This window comes from Pseudomonas sp. PD9R (genome assembly GCF_019200975.1).
GTDB lineage: Bacteria > Pseudomonadota > Gammaproteobacteria > Pseudomonadales > Pseudomonadaceae > Aquipseudomonas.
Genome location: NZ_JAHTMR010000014.1, coordinates 184,505 through 202,593 on the forward strand (window position 1 = coordinate 184,505; position 18,089 = coordinate 202,593).

At 60.8% G+C, this 18,089-nt stretch carries 14 protein-coding genes; 3 read left to right on the forward strand and 11 right to left on the reverse strand.

What is annotated here, in order from left to right:
- Window positions 1–141 precede the first annotated feature (141 nt).
- From KUF73_RS24140 to paoA, 7 genes are all read right to left on the reverse strand, one after another.
- On the reverse strand, window positions 142–1,029 hold the full coding sequence (locus tag KUF73_RS24140; protein WP_218440531.1) for a LysR substrate-binding domain-containing protein: 888 nt from the start codon (window positions 1,027–1,029) through the stop codon (window positions 142–144).
- A 185-nt stretch (window positions 1,030–1,214) separates the two neighbouring features.
- On the reverse strand, window positions 1,215–2,321 hold the full coding sequence (locus KUF73_RS24145; protein WP_218440510.1) for an alkene reductase: 1,107 nt from the start codon (window positions 2,319–2,321) through the stop codon (window positions 1,215–1,217).
- A 150-nt stretch (window positions 2,322–2,471) separates the two neighbouring features.
- The gene (locus KUF73_RS24150; protein ID WP_218440511.1) at window positions 2,472–5,882 is read right to left on the reverse strand and encodes an Ig-like domain-containing protein; all 3,411 of its coding nucleotides are present in this window, start codon (window positions 5,880–5,882) and stop codon (window positions 2,472–2,474) included.
- Between the two features lie 395 nt (window positions 5,883–6,277).
- A complete protein-coding gene (locus KUF73_RS24155; RefSeq protein WP_218440512.1) occupies window positions 6,278–7,171 on the reverse strand; it encodes a LysR family transcriptional regulator in 894 nt (297 codons plus the stop codon).
- Window positions 7,172–7,330: 159 nt separating this feature from the next.
- Window positions 7,331–9,529, reverse strand: coding sequence for an aldehyde oxidoreductase molybdenum-binding subunit PaoC (gene paoC / locus KUF73_RS24160; protein ID WP_218440513.1), 2,199 nt, complete (start codon window positions 9,527–9,529; stop codon window positions 7,331–7,333).
- The gene (locus KUF73_RS24165) at window positions 9,526–10,482 is read right to left on the reverse strand and encodes a xanthine dehydrogenase family protein subunit M (RefSeq protein ID WP_218440514.1); all 957 of its coding nucleotides are present in this window, start codon (window positions 10,480–10,482) and stop codon (window positions 9,526–9,528) included. Before KUF73_RS24165 ends, paoC begins: the two co-directional genes overlap by 4 nt.
- The gene (gene paoA, locus KUF73_RS24170; protein ID WP_218440515.1) at window positions 10,479–11,120 is read right to left on the reverse strand and encodes an aldehyde dehydrogenase iron-sulfur subunit PaoA; all 642 of its coding nucleotides are present in this window, start codon (window positions 11,118–11,120) and stop codon (window positions 10,479–10,481) included. Before paoA ends, KUF73_RS24165 begins: the two co-directional genes overlap by 4 nt.
- A 221-nt stretch (window positions 11,121–11,341) precedes the next feature.
- Between paoA and KUF73_RS24175 the strand changes: the two genes are divergently transcribed.
- A complete protein-coding gene (locus KUF73_RS24175; protein WP_218440516.1) occupies window positions 11,342–12,064 on the forward strand; it encodes a GNAT family N-acetyltransferase in 723 nt (240 codons plus the stop codon).
- 136 nt (window positions 12,065–12,200) lie between these two features.
- Here the strand turns inward: KUF73_RS24175 and KUF73_RS24180 are convergent, their stop codons facing one another.
- Entirely contained in the window at window positions 12,201–12,641 is a 441-nt protein-coding gene (locus tag KUF73_RS24180; protein ID WP_218440517.1) for a hotdog fold domain-containing protein, read from the reverse strand.
- 163 nt (window positions 12,642–12,804) lie between these two features.
- On the opposite strand from KUF73_RS24180, the gene KUF73_RS24185 reads away from it, so the two are divergent.
- A complete protein-coding gene (locus KUF73_RS24185) occupies window positions 12,805–13,425 on the forward strand; it encodes a TetR/AcrR family transcriptional regulator (RefSeq protein ID WP_218440518.1) in 621 nt (206 codons plus the stop codon).
- A gap of 339 nt (window positions 13,426–13,764) precedes the next feature.
- Here KUF73_RS24185 and KUF73_RS24190 read toward each other — a convergent pair whose 3' ends face one another.
- Window positions 13,765–14,895 (reverse strand): P1 family peptidase, encoded by a 1,131-nt coding sequence (locus KUF73_RS24190; protein ID WP_218440519.1) that lies wholly within the window; start codon window positions 14,893–14,895, stop codon window positions 13,765–13,767.
- A gap of 128 nt (window positions 14,896–15,023) precedes the next feature.
- A complete protein-coding gene (locus tag KUF73_RS24195; RefSeq protein ID WP_218440520.1) occupies window positions 15,024–16,127 on the reverse strand; it encodes a polyamine ABC transporter substrate-binding protein in 1,104 nt (367 codons plus the stop codon).
- Window positions 16,128–16,237: 110 nt separating this feature from the next.
- Here KUF73_RS24195 and KUF73_RS24200 point away from each other — a divergent pair, with 110 nt between their 5' ends.
- Window positions 16,238–17,011, forward strand: coding sequence for a helix-turn-helix transcriptional regulator (locus tag KUF73_RS24200; protein ID WP_218440521.1), 774 nt, complete (start codon window positions 16,238–16,240; stop codon window positions 17,009–17,011).
- 34 nt (window positions 17,012–17,045) lie between these two features.
- Here the strand turns inward: KUF73_RS24200 and KUF73_RS24205 are convergent, their stop codons facing one another.
- Window positions 17,046–17,987, reverse strand: a complete 942-nt coding sequence (locus KUF73_RS24205) for a class I SAM-dependent methyltransferase (RefSeq protein WP_218440522.1) — start codon at window positions 17,985–17,987, stop codon at window positions 17,046–17,048.
- Window positions 17,988–18,089 lie beyond the last annotated feature (102 nt).

The following is an 18,089-nucleotide window of genomic DNA, read 5'->3' on the forward strand; positions in this document are numbered from 1 at the left end:
GGCGAGTCATAGGCGCCGACAGCCTAACAATTCAATGTCTGAAGGCGTGTAGGACCGTTCCGAAATGGTTCATTGGGGAACGCATTTCTGACCTTGCCTTCAGAAATTTCCATCTGCCGTGTACGAACTTCAATGCTTAGTTCAAACCTTGAGAATGTGGTCCTTGAAGTAGTCGATCAACACCCGCAGCCTCGGTGCGGTCTGTTTCGATGCCGGCCAGAGCATCCACAGGTTGCCGGTGTGGTCGGTGTAGTCCTCCAGCACCACTTTCAGCCTGCCGTCGGCCAGTGGCTGGCGGATTGAGAAATCCGGCAGGCAGGCAATCCCCACGCCATCGATCGCCAGGTACGTCAGCGGGTCCATCGTGGTGCAGGTCAAGGCCTTCGACAGATTCGGCTCGATGTGCGTGTCGCCGACTCGCAGCGGCCAGCGCTCGATCATCCCGGTGGCCGGAAACTTGTGCAGCAGGCAAACGTGGCGGATCAAGTCGTCCGGGTGCGTCAGTTCGCCGTGCTTTTTCAGGTAATCCGGCGATGCCACCAGTTGCAATTGATAGCCACCCAACTTGCGCGCCATCAGCCGCGAGTCTTGCGGCGCGCCGGTGCGAATGACGGCATCGAACCCTTCTTCGATCACGTCCACCATGCGGTCGGACATGTCCACGTCCAGCTCGATGTCCGGGTAGGCACGCATGAACCCGGCCAGCACCGGCATGATCAACACGTTCTGGATCGGCACGCTGATGCGCACCTTGCCCCGTGGGTTGGCGGACAAATCCAGCAGCTCCATTTGCGCCGCTTCGACTTCGCTGAGGATGCGTTTGCAGCGGTCCAGGAACAGTTCGCCTTCGGTGGTCAGCGTCACGCTGCGAGTGCTGCGATGGAACAGCCGCACGCCGAGACGTTCCTCCATGCGCGCCACACTCTTGCCCACGGCAGACGAAGAGATTTCCAGCAGGCGGCCGGCTTCGGTAAAGCTGCGGGTTTCGGCCACCTGAATGAAGGCCGTGATACCGCTGAGGCTGTCCATCATGAGAGGTGTGCTCAATGCAGGGAGGGGTTAACGCAGAGTAGAGGCGGGCGGGGGAATTGCAAAGAATGATGGCAGGATCAAAATCAAGGTCAAAAGATCGCAGTCTGCGGCAGCTCCTACAAAGGTCGATGTAGGGGCTGCCGCAGGCTGCGATCTTTTGCTTTTACATGTCAGGCAAAAACTCAGGCGCTCTGCTGGTAGAACGGATAATCAGTGAACCCAACCTCGGTGCCACCGTAAAAGGTGTCACGGTCATAAGCATTGAGTGGCAGGTTGTGGCGGATGCGCTCCGGCAAATCCGGGTTGGCGATGAAGTCGCGACCGAAGGCCACGAGGTCAGCATCACCCGCTTGCAGAATCTGCTCGGCAGACGCCGCCGTGAAGCCGCCGGCAGCGATGATCGGCCCGCTGTAATGACGACGGATCAACTGCGCGGCCACCGGGTTCTGGTCCTTGGTCTCATCAAGCGAGTTGCCCAGCACACGCGGTTCGATCAAGTGCAGATAGGCCAGGTTCAACGGCGCCAGTTGCTGCGCGACGTAGACGAACAGGGCTTCCGGGTCGCTGTCCTTCATGCCGCCGAAGTTACCGCTTGGGCCGAGGCGCACAGCAACGCGTTGATTGCCCCAGACCGAAATCACGGCGTTGGTGATGTCCATCAAAAAACGTGCGCGCTTGGCGATGGTGCCGCCGTAGGCGTCGGTGCGGCGGTTGCTGCCGTCCTGCAGGAACTGGTCGATCAGGTAACCGTTGGCGCCGTGGATTTCCACGCCGTCGAAACCGGCTTCGAGACCCCGTTGCGCGGCACTGCGGAAGTCTTCGACCAGCGCTTCGACTTCCGCTACGCCGAGGGCGCGGTGCGGAGTGCTCGCCACCCAGCCGCTGGCGGTGTAGGCCACGCCGTCGTAATCGACTTGCGAAGGTGCAACCGGTTGCGCGCCGTTTGGCTGCATGTCGCTGTGGGACTGGCGACCGGCATGGAACAGTTGCAGGAAAATCTTTCCACCCTTGGCGTGAACGGCCTCGGTGATGGCTTTCCAGCCCGGGATTTGCGCATCGTTATACAGGCCGGGCGAGCCGAGGTAGCCGTTGCCGGTGGTGGACACGACGGTGGCTTCAGAAATGATCAGGCCGCCTTCGGTGGCCCGTTGCGAGTAGTACTCGGCCATCAAGGCGCCAGGCAGATCGCCGGGCTCGGAGCGCATGCGGGTCAGGGGCGCCATGACGACGCGGTGGGTGAGGGCGTGTGGGCCGATCTGGATGTTCGACAGCAGGGTTGAGTGATTCATGGTGACCTCCAATAAGTGACTGGAGGCGACTTTATGCCAGGCGTGATTGAAGAAAAATGGGCCGGCGTTCCGCTCTCTTCGGACCCATTGTTCCGTAATCAATTGGCGCGCGGTCCACATTGCATGAGCCGGGCGCCAATCGAAGCTACCTCAGTGCGCGCCGATCTGCGCCGTCGTCGTCTGCCCGAACGCCGAGCGGATGGTGACGGTCGGGCTCGGTGCAGGGCCATCGCCGGTGGTGGTGACCGACAGCCGCCAGCGCGCTCCGGTGCCGATCGGGGTGAGTGTCGCCGTGCCCAGGTTGAGCGTGCCACCGGTGGTTGAAGCCGTGACGGTGATCGCATTGCCTGCCGCTCGCGAGGTGGTCCCGGCTATGTCCCAAGTGAAGCGGTTATTGCTGCGCACGGTGACGGTGGCGCTGGTGACCACCAAATCCTCGTTGACCGCCGCCGCGGAGACGGCCACGGACACCGTTGCCGGTTTCTCCGAGACCGCGTTCTTGGCGTCGCTGGCGTTGTAGTTGAAGGTCGCCGTGAACGGTGCCGGGACGATGGACGGTGGCGTATAGAACACACGCACGCCGTCGGTAGTGACCGTGCCCAGGCCGGAGTCCGGTTGGGTCAGCCCCACCACTTTGAGCGGCAGATTGCCGTCCGGATCAGTGTCGTTGGCCAGCACATTGATGGTCAACGGCTGACCGTTGCTGCTGATGGCGCTGTCAGGGTTGGCCACGGGTTTTTTGTTATTGCCCTGGTCGTCGTCATCTTTGCCACCGGTACGGAAGGTTGGCAGCGCCGCAGAGTTCACGTAGGTGACACCATCCCAGCCGGGCAAGGGCGTAGGCATCAACTGGAACTGCCCCGGATGCTCGACATCCCAACGCAACAGCATCGAATTGTCCTCGTGCTGGGTGTTGTGGCAGTGCTCCATGTACGTGCCGGCGAACTCGCGGAAGTGGATCGCCATTTCGACATCCACCGAGCTGTCGATGCCTTCGCCAATGCGATACACGTCCTTGCGCGCCCATTTTTCCCATTCCGGTGGTGCCTTGCCGTCGCGGCTGAGGATGATGCCTTCCTCGAAGTGCACGTGCACTGGGTGGTTCCAGCCGTTGCCGCCGTTCTTGATTTTCCACACTTCGAGCGTGCCGTCGCCGGAGAACCCGGCATCCGTCGGGCCGTTGGCCAGTTGCGGGGCAGCGCTGAGTCGCCGTGGGTCCATGTTGTAGCCAAACCCGCCGTCGGTCTTGATGGTCCAGGGTGCTTCATCGGTGCCATCGGAACGCCCGAAAATAAACTCGCGATGCCGTGCCACTTTGAGTTTGGCCTGGACCGCCGGATCATCGCGATCAAGCGTCAGCGGGATCATGGTTTTACCGGCTGGCTTGCCCGGTTTCGCCGGTTCGTAGTCCACCGGGTTCATGCTCACGTCCTGACCGGTGTAAGGCTGCACCAGCAACTGCATGAACTTGCCCACCGTCGGGTCGCCCTTGTCCCATTGCGGGCCTTTGCTGGTTTGCTTGATCACCGCTTTGTACTTCTCGGACAGCACGTCTGCCAGGCTCAGTTCGTTTTTCTCCGGACCCTTGCCGGTCTTGTGTTCCAGCACGTTGACGAAGTACAGCTTGTCACCGGGCTGGATGCCGTTTTTCGCGAAGTTGACGATGATGTCGTAGCGTTCGGCAATGCCCTGGGTCGGCAGGATGGCGTTGTGGTCTTGCACGTCGCCGTCGCCGTCCAGGTCCATGCTGCCGTCGAAGGGCACCGTGTGTGCCATGAGGTTGCCGTCGTTGCCGATCATGTGGAACGGCACTCGGTTGTAGGACACCCCGGAACCGGCAGGCCCGGGGAACTCGCCACTGTTGCCGGCGACTTCACGCACCAGCGCCAGCTTGAAGTAGCGCGACACCGAGCCGTTGAGAATTCGGAAACGGTAGCTGCGCGCCCGCACTTTCAGGCGCGGCTGGTATTGCCAGTTGACCAGGATCTGATCGCCAAGGAAGCCATCGGTGTTGAACGGGTTGAACCACAGCTGACCATTGTCATCCCAGGCCTTGTCGGCGACCACCAGGTTGACGTCGTAGTCGCGGTTGCCCCAAGGCAGCGCCGAGCCACTGGGCAGGCGCAGGTTGACGCCGTCTTCAAGGGCTTCGTTACCACGGTCCAGAGCGCTGTAGTAGTTCATCATCACCGCGTTGCCCTTGTAGACGTTCTGCGCGGTGAAATCGAGCATGTGGTCGTGGAACCAGTGAGTACTCATGGTTTCGCGCCAGTCGCCGCGAATCCTGATGGTGCCGTTTTCGCAAGTCTTGAGGCCGGGGCTGGCGTCGTTGACGAACAGTTTCTCACCCGGTGAACAGGGGAACGCCGCACGCGGATCATGGGCGTCGGTGTTGATGGTGTCATAGCCCGCCAGTTGCATCGGCCAGCGATAATCGTAGTACTGCCCCGGAAAGAAAAACGCGTTGGCATAGCCGTCGCTTTCGGCCGGGGAGTGGCCGTTATGCTCGTGGGTACTGATGGTGTGCAGGCCGAAACCGGCGTTGGCTGCAGGGTCGATCGGCAGGGCGTTGTAGTGCCGCATCAGCACCGGTTGGCCGTAGCGGACCATCAGTAATTTGGGCGGAAAGGTGCCGTCGAAAGTCCACAGCGAGTTGTGATTTTGCAGCGGGAAATTGGGGTGGAAGCGTGTGTCGATACCTTTGGTGGTGCCCGTCGTGGTCGGGATGTCCGAGGTCTGGTAGTAAAGCCCGCCGAGCCCGAATTCGCCGGCAGCGTAGTTGTGCAATTGCCGACGGTCGCGTTGGCCGCTATTGAGCCGCGCACCCACTTGCACGGTTTTGTACCCGACCTGCGGGAAGAATTCGTTCCAGCGTTGATGCGACCAGCCTTTTCCTGGTGGCCGTCCCTCGGCCGGCGAACCCACAGGCTGGCGGTTCAGGAACGCTTCGATCTGTGACTTCCATGGGTTGCGATCCAGTACGTTGGAAAACTGCGACGGGAATGGATAGATCCCCGGCTGGCGCATGAAGGCATCCAGCGCGGCACTGGAAGGAGCGCTCCGAGCCACGCTGTTGGGGTCTTGCTGCGGGGCCGGGCCGACGGTAGGGACGGGGAAGGTCAGGGGCGGTGCCGGAAGGGTCGGGTCGAGTTTTTCTGTGCCGAACTCTTCGAACAGCAGCAGTTGCTGGGTGAACGGCAGTGCCCCGAACAAGGGACTGGGTTTGCCGTTGGTGGGGAAATTGAACGAGGTCTGCGCGGCAGGCGGCAGCACGTTGTCGGCCCGTGGCGTGTCGCGGTCGCCAAAAACCCCGTTGGGCAGGGCCAGCGAGCCCTGGTTGGCTTCGGGCAAGGTTTTCAAGGCTTCCAGTGCCGCCGCGGCCGCCACCGGGTCGGCGGCTGGATTGCTGTAAGCCGAAGGGTCCGTTGGAGGCGGTTGGTTGACGTCATCCAGCGGTGCCGCACTGACCGAGGCCAGGCTGGCGGTTATCAGCAACACAGAGGCCATACCCGGCCCCCGTAAAAACCGGAGTGAAATGAGCGGTGGTGCAGCGACTTTCATTTTTGTCCCCTCGCGTCATGCCAATTTGGCGAAACCCGCCATCCCCCGCTGGGGACAGCAGATGCTGCGGTACAAGGGGTGGTGCAACTGTCGGGCCATGACCTTGGGTCGATAAAAAAGTTCAGACTTTTTAGTTAGTTGTTTCGGAATGTTTCGAGATTGCTGGGACGGATGTTGGGGGATATTCCTCGTTTTTGGGGAAAATGCCCTGATTTCATTGGGTTAGTTTCACCCGTCGTTTCGTGGTTGTGCCTAAGTTTGCTAGCGTGAAAGTAAGTGAGAGGCATTATTAAAGTCAAAAGATCGCAGCCTTCTGCAGCTCCTACATTGAAATGCGCACACGCTTTAGGCGCTGCTGAAGGCAGCGATCTGTTGCATTTGGAACAGGCTCTTTTTCACCCCCGATACCGCAGCGCCTCCAGCAACAACGCGAACGCCGGCGATGCCTGTCGACGACTCGGGTAATAAAGGTGAAACCCGGCAAACAGCGGGCACCAATCCTCAAGCACCTGAACCAAACGGCCATCGGCGATGTGCGGCGCAACCAGGTCTTCGGGGATGTAACTCAATCCAAAACCGTCCAGCGCCGCATTGAGCAACTGATACACCCCATTGAACGTCACCTGGCCAGAAACCCTTGCCTTGAGGCTTTCCTCACCTTTCTGGAACTCCCAGGCATACAAGCCGCCATTGGTGGACAATCGCAGGTTATTGCACTGGTGATCGGTCAAGTCGCGCGGCGTGATAGGCGGTGAGCGATCGTTAAAGTACGCCGGCGAACCCACCACCGCCATGCGCATATCCGGCCCGACCCGAGTGGCGATCATGCCTTGCGCCACGTCTTCGCCGAGGCGTACTCCGGCATCGAAGCCCTGGGCGGCTATGTCGACAAAGCCATAGTCACAGCAAACCTCCACCGAGATGTCCGGGTACTTGGCCAAAAACGGTTTAAGGACGGGCCAGAGGATGAATTCCAGCGCGTGATCCATGGCGTTGATGCGGATGTGGCCAGCGGGCGTATCGCGCAGGTTGCTCAGCGCCGCGAGGCCGATCTCGATCTCTTCAAAGTGCGGGCCGATGGTTTCCAGCAATTGCTGACCGGCTTCGGTGGGGGAAACGCTGCGAGTGGTGCGTGTCAGCAGGCGCAGCCCTAAACGCGCTTCCAGACCCCGAATGGTATGGCTCAGCGCCGACTGGGAAACCCCCAGTTTGCCGGCAGCCTTGGTAAAGCTTCGCTCCCGCGCCACCGCCAGGAAGGCGAGCAGATCATTGGCGTTTTCCCGCAGCATTCATGAGGTCTCTTCATAGGCTCCTCCTGATTCTAGTGGCTAATCCCAAGAGTACGACTGTCGAAGCGAGGCTTGCCCAAGAAGAACGATGACGCGGTCTGCCAGTTGAGCGGTGTCAACATTCTCGCGGGCAAGGCTCGCTCCTGCAAAAGCAGAGATTCAAATCATCGGCGGCAATTTATCCAGCAGCTTGTCCAGCGTGATGGGGTATTCGCGAACGCGAATCCCCGTTGCGTTGTAGACCGCATTGGCGATGGCCGCGCTGACGCCGCAGATGCCCAACTCGCCGACTCCCTTGGCTTTCATTGGCGATGAGATCGGGTCGGTCTCGTCGAGGAAAATCACCTCTTGATGGGGGATGTCGGCATGCACCGGCACCTCGTATCCGGCCAGGTCGTGATTGACGAAAAATCCCATTCGCTTGTCGACTGCCAGCGCTTCCATCAACGCCGCGCCGACGCCCATGGTCATCGCGCCGATTACTTGGCTGCGCGCCGAAGTCGGGTTGAGAATGCGCCCGGCGGCACACACCGCGAGCATCCGGCGTAAGCGGGTTTCTCCGGTGGCGCTGTCGACCGCCACTTCGACAAAGTGCGCGCCGAAGGTGGATTGCTGGTACTGCTTGCTCAAATCACCGAACTCGATCGAGTCTTCGGCGACCAGTTCTCCCTTTCGGGCAGCGTCTTGCAGCGGCACTCGTTGTGCGCCCGAGTGCACTTGACCGTCAGCAAATATTGCCTCGTCCACATTCATGCCAAGGCGCTGCGCGACTGCCTCGCGCAATTTGACACACGCAGCGTAAACCCCCGCCGTCGAGCAGTTACCGCCGAATTGCCCGCCAGAACCGGACGACACCGGAAAACTCGAATCCCCCAAACGCACAACCACCTTGTCGAGGGTCACGCCCATCATCTCGGCCGCCGTCTGGGCAATGATGGTGTAGCTGCCTGTGCCAATATCGGTCATGTCGGTTTCCACAGTCACCGTTCCCTGGTCATCGAGCCGAACGCGCGCCCCGGACTTCACCAGCAGGTTGTTGCGGAAGGCGACCGCGACGCCCATGCCGATCAGCCAACGGCCATCGCGTTGCGTGCCTGGTTGCGCATGCCGCTGACCCCAGCCGAAATGGTCCGCGCCGGTGCGCAGGCATTCGATCATCTGGCGCTTGGAAAAAGGCCGTTTGGTGTTCACGGGGTCGACCTGGGTGTCGTTGAGGATGCGAAAATCGATGGGGTCGAGTTCCAGCTTCTCGGCCATTTCGTCCATGGCGATTTCCAGCGCCATCATGCCGGGTGCTTCGCCGGGCGCGCGCATGGCATTGCCTTCCGGCAGGTCGAGGGTGCAAAGGCGCATCGTCACTCGGCGGTTTTCCCCGGCGTACAGCAGTTTGCTCGGTTGCGCCGCGAGTTCGACTTTGCCGCCCGGCAAATCACCGGACCAGCCTTCATGGGCCATGGCGGTGATTTTACCGTCCGGTGTGGTGCCAATACGGATGCGTTGAATGGTCGCCGGGCGGTGCGTGCAGTTGTTGAAAATCTGTGGCCGCGCAAGTGCCACCTTCACCGGCCTGCCAGCCATACGCGCGCCGAGGGCGGCGAGTATGGCGTCGGCGCGCACAAACAATTTTCCGCCGAAGCCGCCACCGATGTAGGGCGATATCAAGTGCACATTTTGCTTCGACACACCGAGGGTGGTCGCCACGTCGCTGACCGACCAATCGATCATTTGATTGGCGGTCCAGAGTGTCAACCGCTCACCTTGCCAAGCCGCCATTGAGGCGAAGGGTTCCATCATGGCGTGGGCCTGATCGGGGGTGGTGTAAGTCGCGTCCAGTTGCACCGGCGCTGCGCTGAACGCGGCGGAAAAGTCCCCGTGAAGGGTATCGGCCATCTGATCCTTGGACTCCACGCCTGTATCGCGGACGCTGGCGAGATCGAACGCGCCGTCAGTGCGGATGTACTTGATATTGATCAATTGCGCAGCGGCCCTGGCCTGTTCGAAGGTGTCGGCCACCACCAACGCTACGGCCTGGTGATAGTGCTGGATGTCCGGGCCGGCGAGCAGCTTCGCGGTGTTGTATTTGCCTTTGCCAAGCTTGCCCGCATTGGCGGCGGTGACAATTGCGATCACGCCCGGCGCGGCCTGCGCAGCCTCCACATCCATGGAAGCGATGCGGCCCTTGGCGATGGCCGAACCGAGCACCACGCCATAGGCCTGATTCGGTAGCACGGCATGGTGCTCGTAAGCGTACGCAGCCTGGCCTGTGGTCTTCAATGGCCCTTCGACCCGGGGCGTCGGGTGGCCGATGATCTTTTGCTGGTCGATGGGATTGGTCGTGGCCGGTGTCTCGAACTTCATGCTTGAGCCCTCGCTTGCGCCATGACCGAGGCGAGCGTGCGCTCGACCAGTATCAGCTTGAATGCGTTGTCATGGGTCGGTGTGGCGCCGGCGAGCAGTTGATCGGTCAGCGCTTTTGCGCCCTGGGGCAGCGCCGATTCAGCCGCTTCCACGCGCCATGGTTTATGTGCCACTCCGCCCAGTGCGATACGGCCGGTGCCGTCTTTGTGGATCACAGCGGCAATGGAAACCAGCGCGAATGCGTAGGACGAACGATCACGCACTTTCTGGTAAATCTGTGAGCCGCCAATCGGCGCCGGCAAGGTCACGGCGGTGATCAGTTCGTGGGGTGTCAGGGTGGTTTCAATGTTGGGCGTGGTGCCGGGCAATCGGTGCAAATCCGTCAGCGCGAGACTGCGCGTGGTGCCGTCCGGGCGCACGGTTTCCACTTGGGCATCGAGGGCGCGCATGGCCACGGCCATGTCACTGGGATGGGTGGCGATGCACGCATCGCTGACGCCAATGATGCCCAGTTGGCGGCTGACCCCGCCAATGGCCGCGCAGCCGCTGCCGGGCTGGCGTTTGTTGCAGGCCTGGTTGGTGTCATAAAAGTAGGGGCAGCGGGTGCGTTGCAGCAGGTTGCCGGCCGTCGTCGCCATGTTGCGTAGCTGGCCCGAGGCGCCGGCGAGGAGGGCGCGGGACAGCAGCCCATAGTCCTTGCGGATGCGGGCGTCGGCGGCCAGGTCGGTATTTCGGACCAGTGCTCCAATTCTCAAGCCGCCTTCGGGTGTGGCGTCGATGCGGTCCAGAGCAAGGCCATTGACGTCGATCAAGTGCGTTGGCGTCTCGATCTCCAGCTTCATCAGATCCAGCAGATTGGTGCCGCCGCCAATGAACCGCGAATCATTGACCTGTGCAGCCAGTGCGGCGGCTTCGGCCGGGGATTTGGCGCGAAGATAAGTAAAGGGCCTCATACGCTGGCCTCCGCGACTTCAGTGATCGCTTCGATGATGTTGGAGTAGGCACCGCAGCGGCAGATGTTGCCGCTCATACGCTCCTGAAGTTCGCTGGCGATCAGCTTGGGTGACTCGGTCAAGCTCGCGCTGGCGTGACTGGGAATACCGGCGCGGATTTCTTCCAGTACCGCGACCGCCGAACAAATTTGCCCCGGCGTGCAGTAGCCGCATTGATATCCATCATGCTTGATGAACGCAGCCTGCATCGGGTGCAGCTTTTCAGGCATGCCAAGGCCCTCGATGGTGGTGATTTTCCCACCCTCGTGCATGACTGCCAGGGTCAGGCAGGAATTGATTCGTCGACCATCGGCAATCACCGTGCACGCGCCACACTGGCCATGGTCGCAGCCTTTCTTGGTGCCGGTCAGGTGCAGGGTTTCGCGCAAGGCATCGAGCAGGGTGGTGCGGGTGTCGAGGTCCAGTTCCTGCTGCTGGCCATTCACTTCGATGGTCAACTTGGCCTTGACCGGGCGCGAAGCGTTGGCGGCGAACGCTCGGGCGCTGATGAATGGTGGAAGCACCACGACGGTGGAGGTCACCACGCCCAAAATCAGGAAGGTCCGTCTGGAAAGTGTCTTCGGGTTGCCGTTGTCCATCGGTTTGGTTCCTCTGCGTATGGGCGTGCCAGCGTCTTTTCAGCGGCCTATCCATTCAGTGACCCGTCCGTTCGCAGAATGTTTTTGCGTATTTTGGCTATACAGTTATGTTCCCTGCTCATGAGTCAGGAGCAAGCAGATGCGTCTCATGCGGGCAATGCGACAGCCGCGCGTTATGATAGGCAGCCCGCCACACCGCCACCCCGGAGTCAGCCCCTGCAATGCCCCAGATCACCCACTTCAAAACCCCGTGCCCCGAGCACATCAACAGCCAGATCCTGCAGATGGTGGTCGACAACCTGACCGACATCAGCATGGTCGCCATCCCGCCGAGCAACCTGTTGTACAACGTTTACCAGTACGCGATCGGCTACGAGGTTCACCTGTATCTGGAGGCTTTGAACGGGGCGAAAGGGATTGATGTGGAACTGATCGTCGCCACTGATCCGGACGAGCCTGACACCGTCATCGGATTCTTGCTCTACCTTCCCGTCAAGGACGATCCCGAGGCGTGCGGCGTGGCGTACATGGCGGTGCACGCCAGCCATCGGCGTCAGGGCGTTGCGCGCAAAATGCTGCGCGAGATGGTCGGCCGCTACCCGCATGCCGAGCTGACCTGCGCGGTGGGCAAGGTGCCGTATTTCGAATCGATGGGATTTCAGGTGGTCGGTGTGCGCGCTACCCAAGTGTTGATGAACACCCGCGACCACGGCAGCGATGGCCTGATGGCGCTGCTGGATGTGGCATCGATCTACAGCTCGCTGGAGGTGCGGCAGATTCATACCTATCTGCTGCAAAAACACGGCAAGCGGGCAATGACCGATGCGGAAAAGCAGCGTGACCGGCATCTGGATCAACTGACGCGCAAGGCCAGTGAGTTTGTTCGGGAGCGGTTGGGGGACGACGCGGTGCCAACGGCCGGACCTCGATTGCGCCTGGTGTAGGAGCTGCCGCAGGCTGCGATCTGTTGATCTTGATCTTTTCCCCGACGGTCAGCGGGGAAATCGCCAACATCAACGTCAAAAGATCGCAGCCTGCGGCAGCTCCTACAGGGTTTGTGTGATCGACACAGGTCAGCGTTTAAGACAGCTTCACATTCATGGTGATTCGCGCCGTGAACACCTTCTTGCCCTCGGCGTCGTGAATGTCCACCGGTACAATCTTGTCGCCTTCGGTGGTCCAGTCCACCGCCTCTCCATCCGCCACCGCCGTTACATCGCTTTTGGCCTTGGCCAGGTATTCCACGGTCATGCCTTTGGGAATCCAGCGTGCGCCTGAAGGAATCGACACGTCGGTCATCATCCCGGCTGCCAGTTCGGCGGCGTTGCACATCGCAATCGCATGAACGGTGCCCAGATGGTTGGTGATCTCCTTGGCGAACGGCACCTGCACACGCGCGAAGTCCTTGCGCAAATCGGTGACCAACGGGTTGATGGTGCTGAAGTACGGCGCCACCTGGCAGGCCATTTGGCTGAAGGCTTGCGGGCCTGCGCTGGTGAACATGCTGAGAAACTGACTCATATTGAAGCCTCACTGATGGGTTGATTGCAGAATGTTGTTCCGTAACAGAATATTGTTCTGTGGCGGAACAGTATTCTGTAGGCGCGAAATCTGTCAACCTAGCGCCACTTCGCCGCAGGCCAGCGCCTGCCTTTTACGTTGATATTTTGGGTCTGTGTTGAGTATGGAAACATCGGATTTGCTGGAGCGCTGCTACCCCGGGCGCCGTGCCGAACTCAAGCGCGATATTTTTCGCAAGGCCCTTGGCCTCTTCAACGAGCAGGGGATCGAGGCCACGACCATCGAGATGATCCGCGCCGAATGCGATACCAGCGTGGGCGCGATTTACCACCACTTCGGTAACAAGGAAGGTCTGGTGGCTGCGTTGTTTTTCACCGCGCTGGATGATCAGGCCAGATTGCGTGACAGTTACCTGGCCGAAGCCGACACCACGCAAGCGGGCGTGCATGCGCTGGTGCACAGTTATGTGGATTGGGTCGATAGCCAGCCCGAGTGGGCACGCTTTCAGTATCACGCGCGATTTGCTGTCACCAAGGGGCCGTTCAAGGACGAACTCGTCAGCCGCAACAAGGTGCGCAATCTGCAACTTCTGGAGTGGCTGTCGGCACGGGGAGATGATCTGGGTGCCGTTCCCCGTGAGTTGCTGTTGTCACTGATCATCGGCCAGGCCGAAAGCTACTGCCGCGCCTGGTTGTCGGGCCGGGTCAAAGGCAGTCCGAAGATGTATCGGGGGATGCTGGCAGAGGCAGCCTGGCGCTCGATCACCGATGTCGACAGCCCATGAAAATCTCTGTGGGAGCGGGCTTGCCCGCGATGGCGTCGGTACATTCAGCCTCAATGTGACTGAAACATCGCTATCGCGGGCAAGCCCGCTCCCACAGGGAATTGTGTTGGTGCGTGGATTGGATTTCGCATGGTTAAAAAAGAGCCTCAAAGCTCTTGGATGGGGAGAAATGGAGCCATTGAGGCTCAAGATGCGCATGAAGCAGGCGGTGAGCTTGATAGGGGTTCAGTACACTCACCACCTACGCAACGGTTTGCCTAAGCAAGCGGCTGCGTAGATTCATCGTAGGAAGTTGGGGGTTCGGCCTCAAGTACCGCTAGTCGAATCCCCCCACAATTGTCAGCTTCTGCGCGTTTGATCACCCGGCCAACCGGCCTTGTACATGGCGTTCAGCAGCGTCTCGGCATCCATTCCCGGCACCGCGTGCCCGTTACCTTCGGTCGTTTCGGCGGCCAGCAAGGCGTTGATGATCGCTTCTTCCACCGCTTCGGTGGCCGCCAGGAACAACTCGCTGATGTGATCGTTGTTGACCATGCTCAGGTTGTCGGTGGTCGGTGCTTTTTTGCTTTCATACGCCGCCGGTGGCACGTGCTGGTTGCCGGTGGAAAAAGCGATGAAGATGTCGCCGCTGTGGTCCTCATTGCCACCGCCGGTACGGGCCAGGCCGAGGCTGGCGCGCTGCGCCAGGCGCGTGCATTGATGAGGCAGCAACGGCGCGTCGGTGGCCAGGCAGACCACGATCGAGCCCATGCCCGGATGCGGCAACGAAGCCTTGAGAAACGGCGAGTCGACCTGTTCCATGTAGCGCCCGACCGGGTAGCCATCCACACGCAGCTCGTTTCGGATGCCATGGTTGGCCTGGACGATGGCGCCAACGGTCCAGCCGCCCTGGGCACTGTTCAGCCGCCGCGAAGCGGTGCCGATGCCGCCCTTGAATTCATGGCAGATCATGCCACTGCCGCCGCCGACATTGCCCTCGGTCACCGGGCCGCCCACCGCCGTGAGCAGGGCTTCGGCCACGTGCTCGACCTTCACATGGAAGCCGTTGATGTCGTTGAGCAAACCGTCGAAGGTCTCCAGCACCACCGGCATGTTCCAGTAGAGCCGGCCATCGTCCGGTTGCTGTTCGCGGTCGAGTACGATCAATGCATCCCGCACCACACCCAGGCTATGGGTGTTGGTGAAGGCAATCGGGCTGGTCAGCAGGCCCGCTTCGCGAATCCACTCCAGACCCGTGGCATCGCCGTTGCCATTGAGCACATGAACCCCGGCAAAACACGGTTGCTGGCTGGTGGAACCGGCACGCGGTTCGATGACCGTGACGCCGGTCAGAATGTCGCGGCCCTTGGTGGTGCGGCCTCGCACATTGCTGTGGCCGACCCGTACGCCGGGCACATCGGTGATGGCATTGAGGGGGCCGGGTTGCAGTTGGCCAAACTGGATATTCAAGTCGCGGGCACGTGGTTTCATCGTTTCTCTCTTCTTCAATATGGACTGTCACCTGTAGGCGCTGCCGAAGGCTGCGATCTGTTGATCTTGCTTCTAAAAATCAAAGTCAAAAGATCGCAGCCTGCGGCAGCTCCTACAGGGGACGTGGGTTATTGACCGTTTTTGATGGTGCTCCAGGCGCGTGTGCGCAGGCGTTCGATCGCATGGGGCTGCGGTTGCAAGGTGAACAACCTGGCGACCACTTCGGCGGTGGGGTAGATGTTCGGGTAATCGAGCACTTCGGGCGAAAGCAGCGCTGTCGCGTCCAGGTTGGCATTGGCGGTGAGCGCCAGTTGTGTAGCGGGTGCGATGACTTCGGGGCGCAGCAGATAGTTGATGAAGGCCAGACCCTGTTCGGGGTTGCTGCCGTCCTTGACCATGACCAGATTGTCGGACCACAGCGGTGCACCTTCGACGGGGATGCTGTATTCGATGTTCACGCCCTTGGCGGCTTCGGTGGCGGCTTGCTTGGCACCGAACACGGTTCCGGACCACGTCAGGGCCACACAGATATCACCGTTGGCCAGGTCGGTCTGGATCTTCGACGAATTGAAGTAGGTGATGTGCGGGCGCAGTTTGAGCAGCAGCGCTTCGGCTTTTTTGTAGTCATCGGGGTTGCTGCTGTTGGGCGGCAGGCCAAGGTAGTGCAGGGCGATCGGCATGATCTCGGCGGGCGCGTCCAGAATCCCTACGCCACATTGACTGAGCTTGGCCAGGTTCTCTTCTTTGAACAACAGGTCCCAGGAGTTCACCGGTGCCTGATCACCGAGCGCTTCGCGGACCTTGTCAACGTTGTAGCCAATGCCATCGGTGCCCCACAGGTAAGGTACGGCGTACTGATTGTCCGGGTCGTTCGCGCGCAGTTTTTCCAGGAGCACCGGGTCGATGTGCTTCAGGTTGGACAACTGGCTGCGATCGAGTTTTTGCAAGGCGCCGGCCTTGATCAGGGCGGGCAGAATGAAGTTACTGGCGACGACGACGTCGTAACCGCTATGGCCAGTCATCAACTTGGCTTCCAGGACTTCGCCGCTGTCGAAGGTGTCGTAAACAGGCTTGATCCCGGTGTCGCGCTGGAAGTCCTTGAGGGTGGTCGGGCCGATGTAATCGAACCAGTTGTAGACATGCACAGTAGGCTCATTCGCGGCGGCGGCCATCATCCAGGTCGCCAGACAGGCGCCAAACCCCAGATTGAAATACAAGCGGTGACAACTCATGATGCGGCACTCCTGGCCTGCTGCGGCCGGTGATAATCAGGAGCTTGCAGCGTATCGACCGGGGTGGCTGTCACCCATTCCCATCATGGGTTACTCGAAAGGGGTAGTGCGTGGACGCGTTGTTGAAAGAGTTGCCGGTTCACCAGGGGCTGGCGCGGGTATTTGCGGCGGTGGGGCAGGACGCATTCTGGCGTGCGCTGGTCGATACCTTGCGTCTGCTGGTGCCGTTGGACAATGCGCTGGTCGCGGTGATGCAGGCGGGAAGGGTGCCGCGACTGCTGATCGATTTCGACTCCCGTGGCAGCGCCCACGAGCACGAGGAACTGGCGGATTACCGTGCCGGCATGTACCTGCTCGATCCGTTTTATCTGGCCGTTTGCGCCGGCATAAACGACGGCTTGCACAGCCTCGAATCGGTGGCACCCGACCAGTTCCAGCAGAGCGAGTACTACCTCAGCTACTTCCGCTCGGTGGTCGGCGGCGACGAGTTGCAGTTCATGCTTAACATCGATGGAGCGGTGCTCGGTTTGTCCCTGGGACGCTCCACTCGCTTCAGCCTCGAAGAGCAGGGTCGCCTGCTGTGCGTGCGCGACTGGGTGCTGGCCGCCATGCGCCGACACCAGCAACTGCAACCGCCGGAAGGGCCGGTCGTCGAGGCTGTGGCGGGTGATCTGGCGACGCTGCTGGACCGCTTCGACGCGCGACTTTCCGTGCGCGAAGTCGAAACGGCGCGGCTGATTCTCCAGGGCTTTTCCAGTAAAGCCATCGCCCAGAAAATGGGCATTTCACCGGAGACGGTGAAGGTGCATCGGCGCAATCTCTATCACAAGCTCAATGTGAACGGGCATGGCGAGTTGTTTGCGTTGGTGCTGCAGCCGGGTTGAATCAAGATCAAAAGATCGCAGCGTGCGACAGCTCCTACATTGCCAACTTGAACACCAACGCCTTCAACCCACACTCGACATCCGCATCCGGAAACTCCGGCGGATTGTCCAGTCGTTGCTCAAATCGCAGGCCCGGCGCTTCGCGGGTCACGCCGTCAATGAGGAAATCCGCCCCGAACGCCGGGTCGTTCATGCACGCCAGCACCGTGCCCTCTGGGCTGAGCAGTTCCGGCAGGCGACGCAATACGCGCTGGTAGTCCTTGGTCAGCAGAAAACTGCCTTTCTGAAACGATGGAGGGTCGATGATCACCAGATCGTACGGGCCTTTGCCGATGACTTTGCCCCAGGACTTGAACAGGTCGTGGCCGAGGAACGTGACCTTGCCGAGGTCGTGGCCATTGAGGCGGTGATTGTCACGGCCACGGCTCAGGGCCGGGCTGGACATGTCCAGGTTGACCACGTGGGTCGCGCCGCCCTCGATGGCCGCCACCGAGAAGCCGCAGGTGTAGGCGAACAGGTTCAACACCCGCTTGCCTTCGGCATTGGCCCGCACCCAGTCGCGGCCGTAACGCATGTCGAGAAACAGCCCGGTGTTTTGCTTGCGGCCCAGATCCACCCTATATTTCAGACCGCCCTCGGTAATCGTCAGCTCGTCGATTTCCTCCCCCTGCAGCCATTCAGTGGTGCTTTGCAGCAGGTAGCGATGTTGCAGCAGCAAGGCGTGCGCACCGGATTGCGCCCATTCCGATGATTGCGTGATGTCCATCAGACGCGCTTTCAGCGCGTCCAGTTGCGCCGCTTCGGGCTCCTTGAACAGCGCCACCAGCACCACGCCCTGCAACCAGTCGACAGTCAATTGCTCCAGCCCCGGCCAGCAACGGCCACGCCCGTGAAACAGGCGACGGGTTTCGGCGGGGGCGGCCGCCAGGGCGGTCAGCAAGTGTTCGTTGAGGGTGGCGAGGGCGTCGGCGTTCATCGGTCGGGGTCGGCAATTTTGAGGGGGCGGCATTTAACCATAGTTGCGCCCAAAACACCGCGCCCCCCTGTAGGAGCTGCCGCAGGCTGCGATCTTTTGATC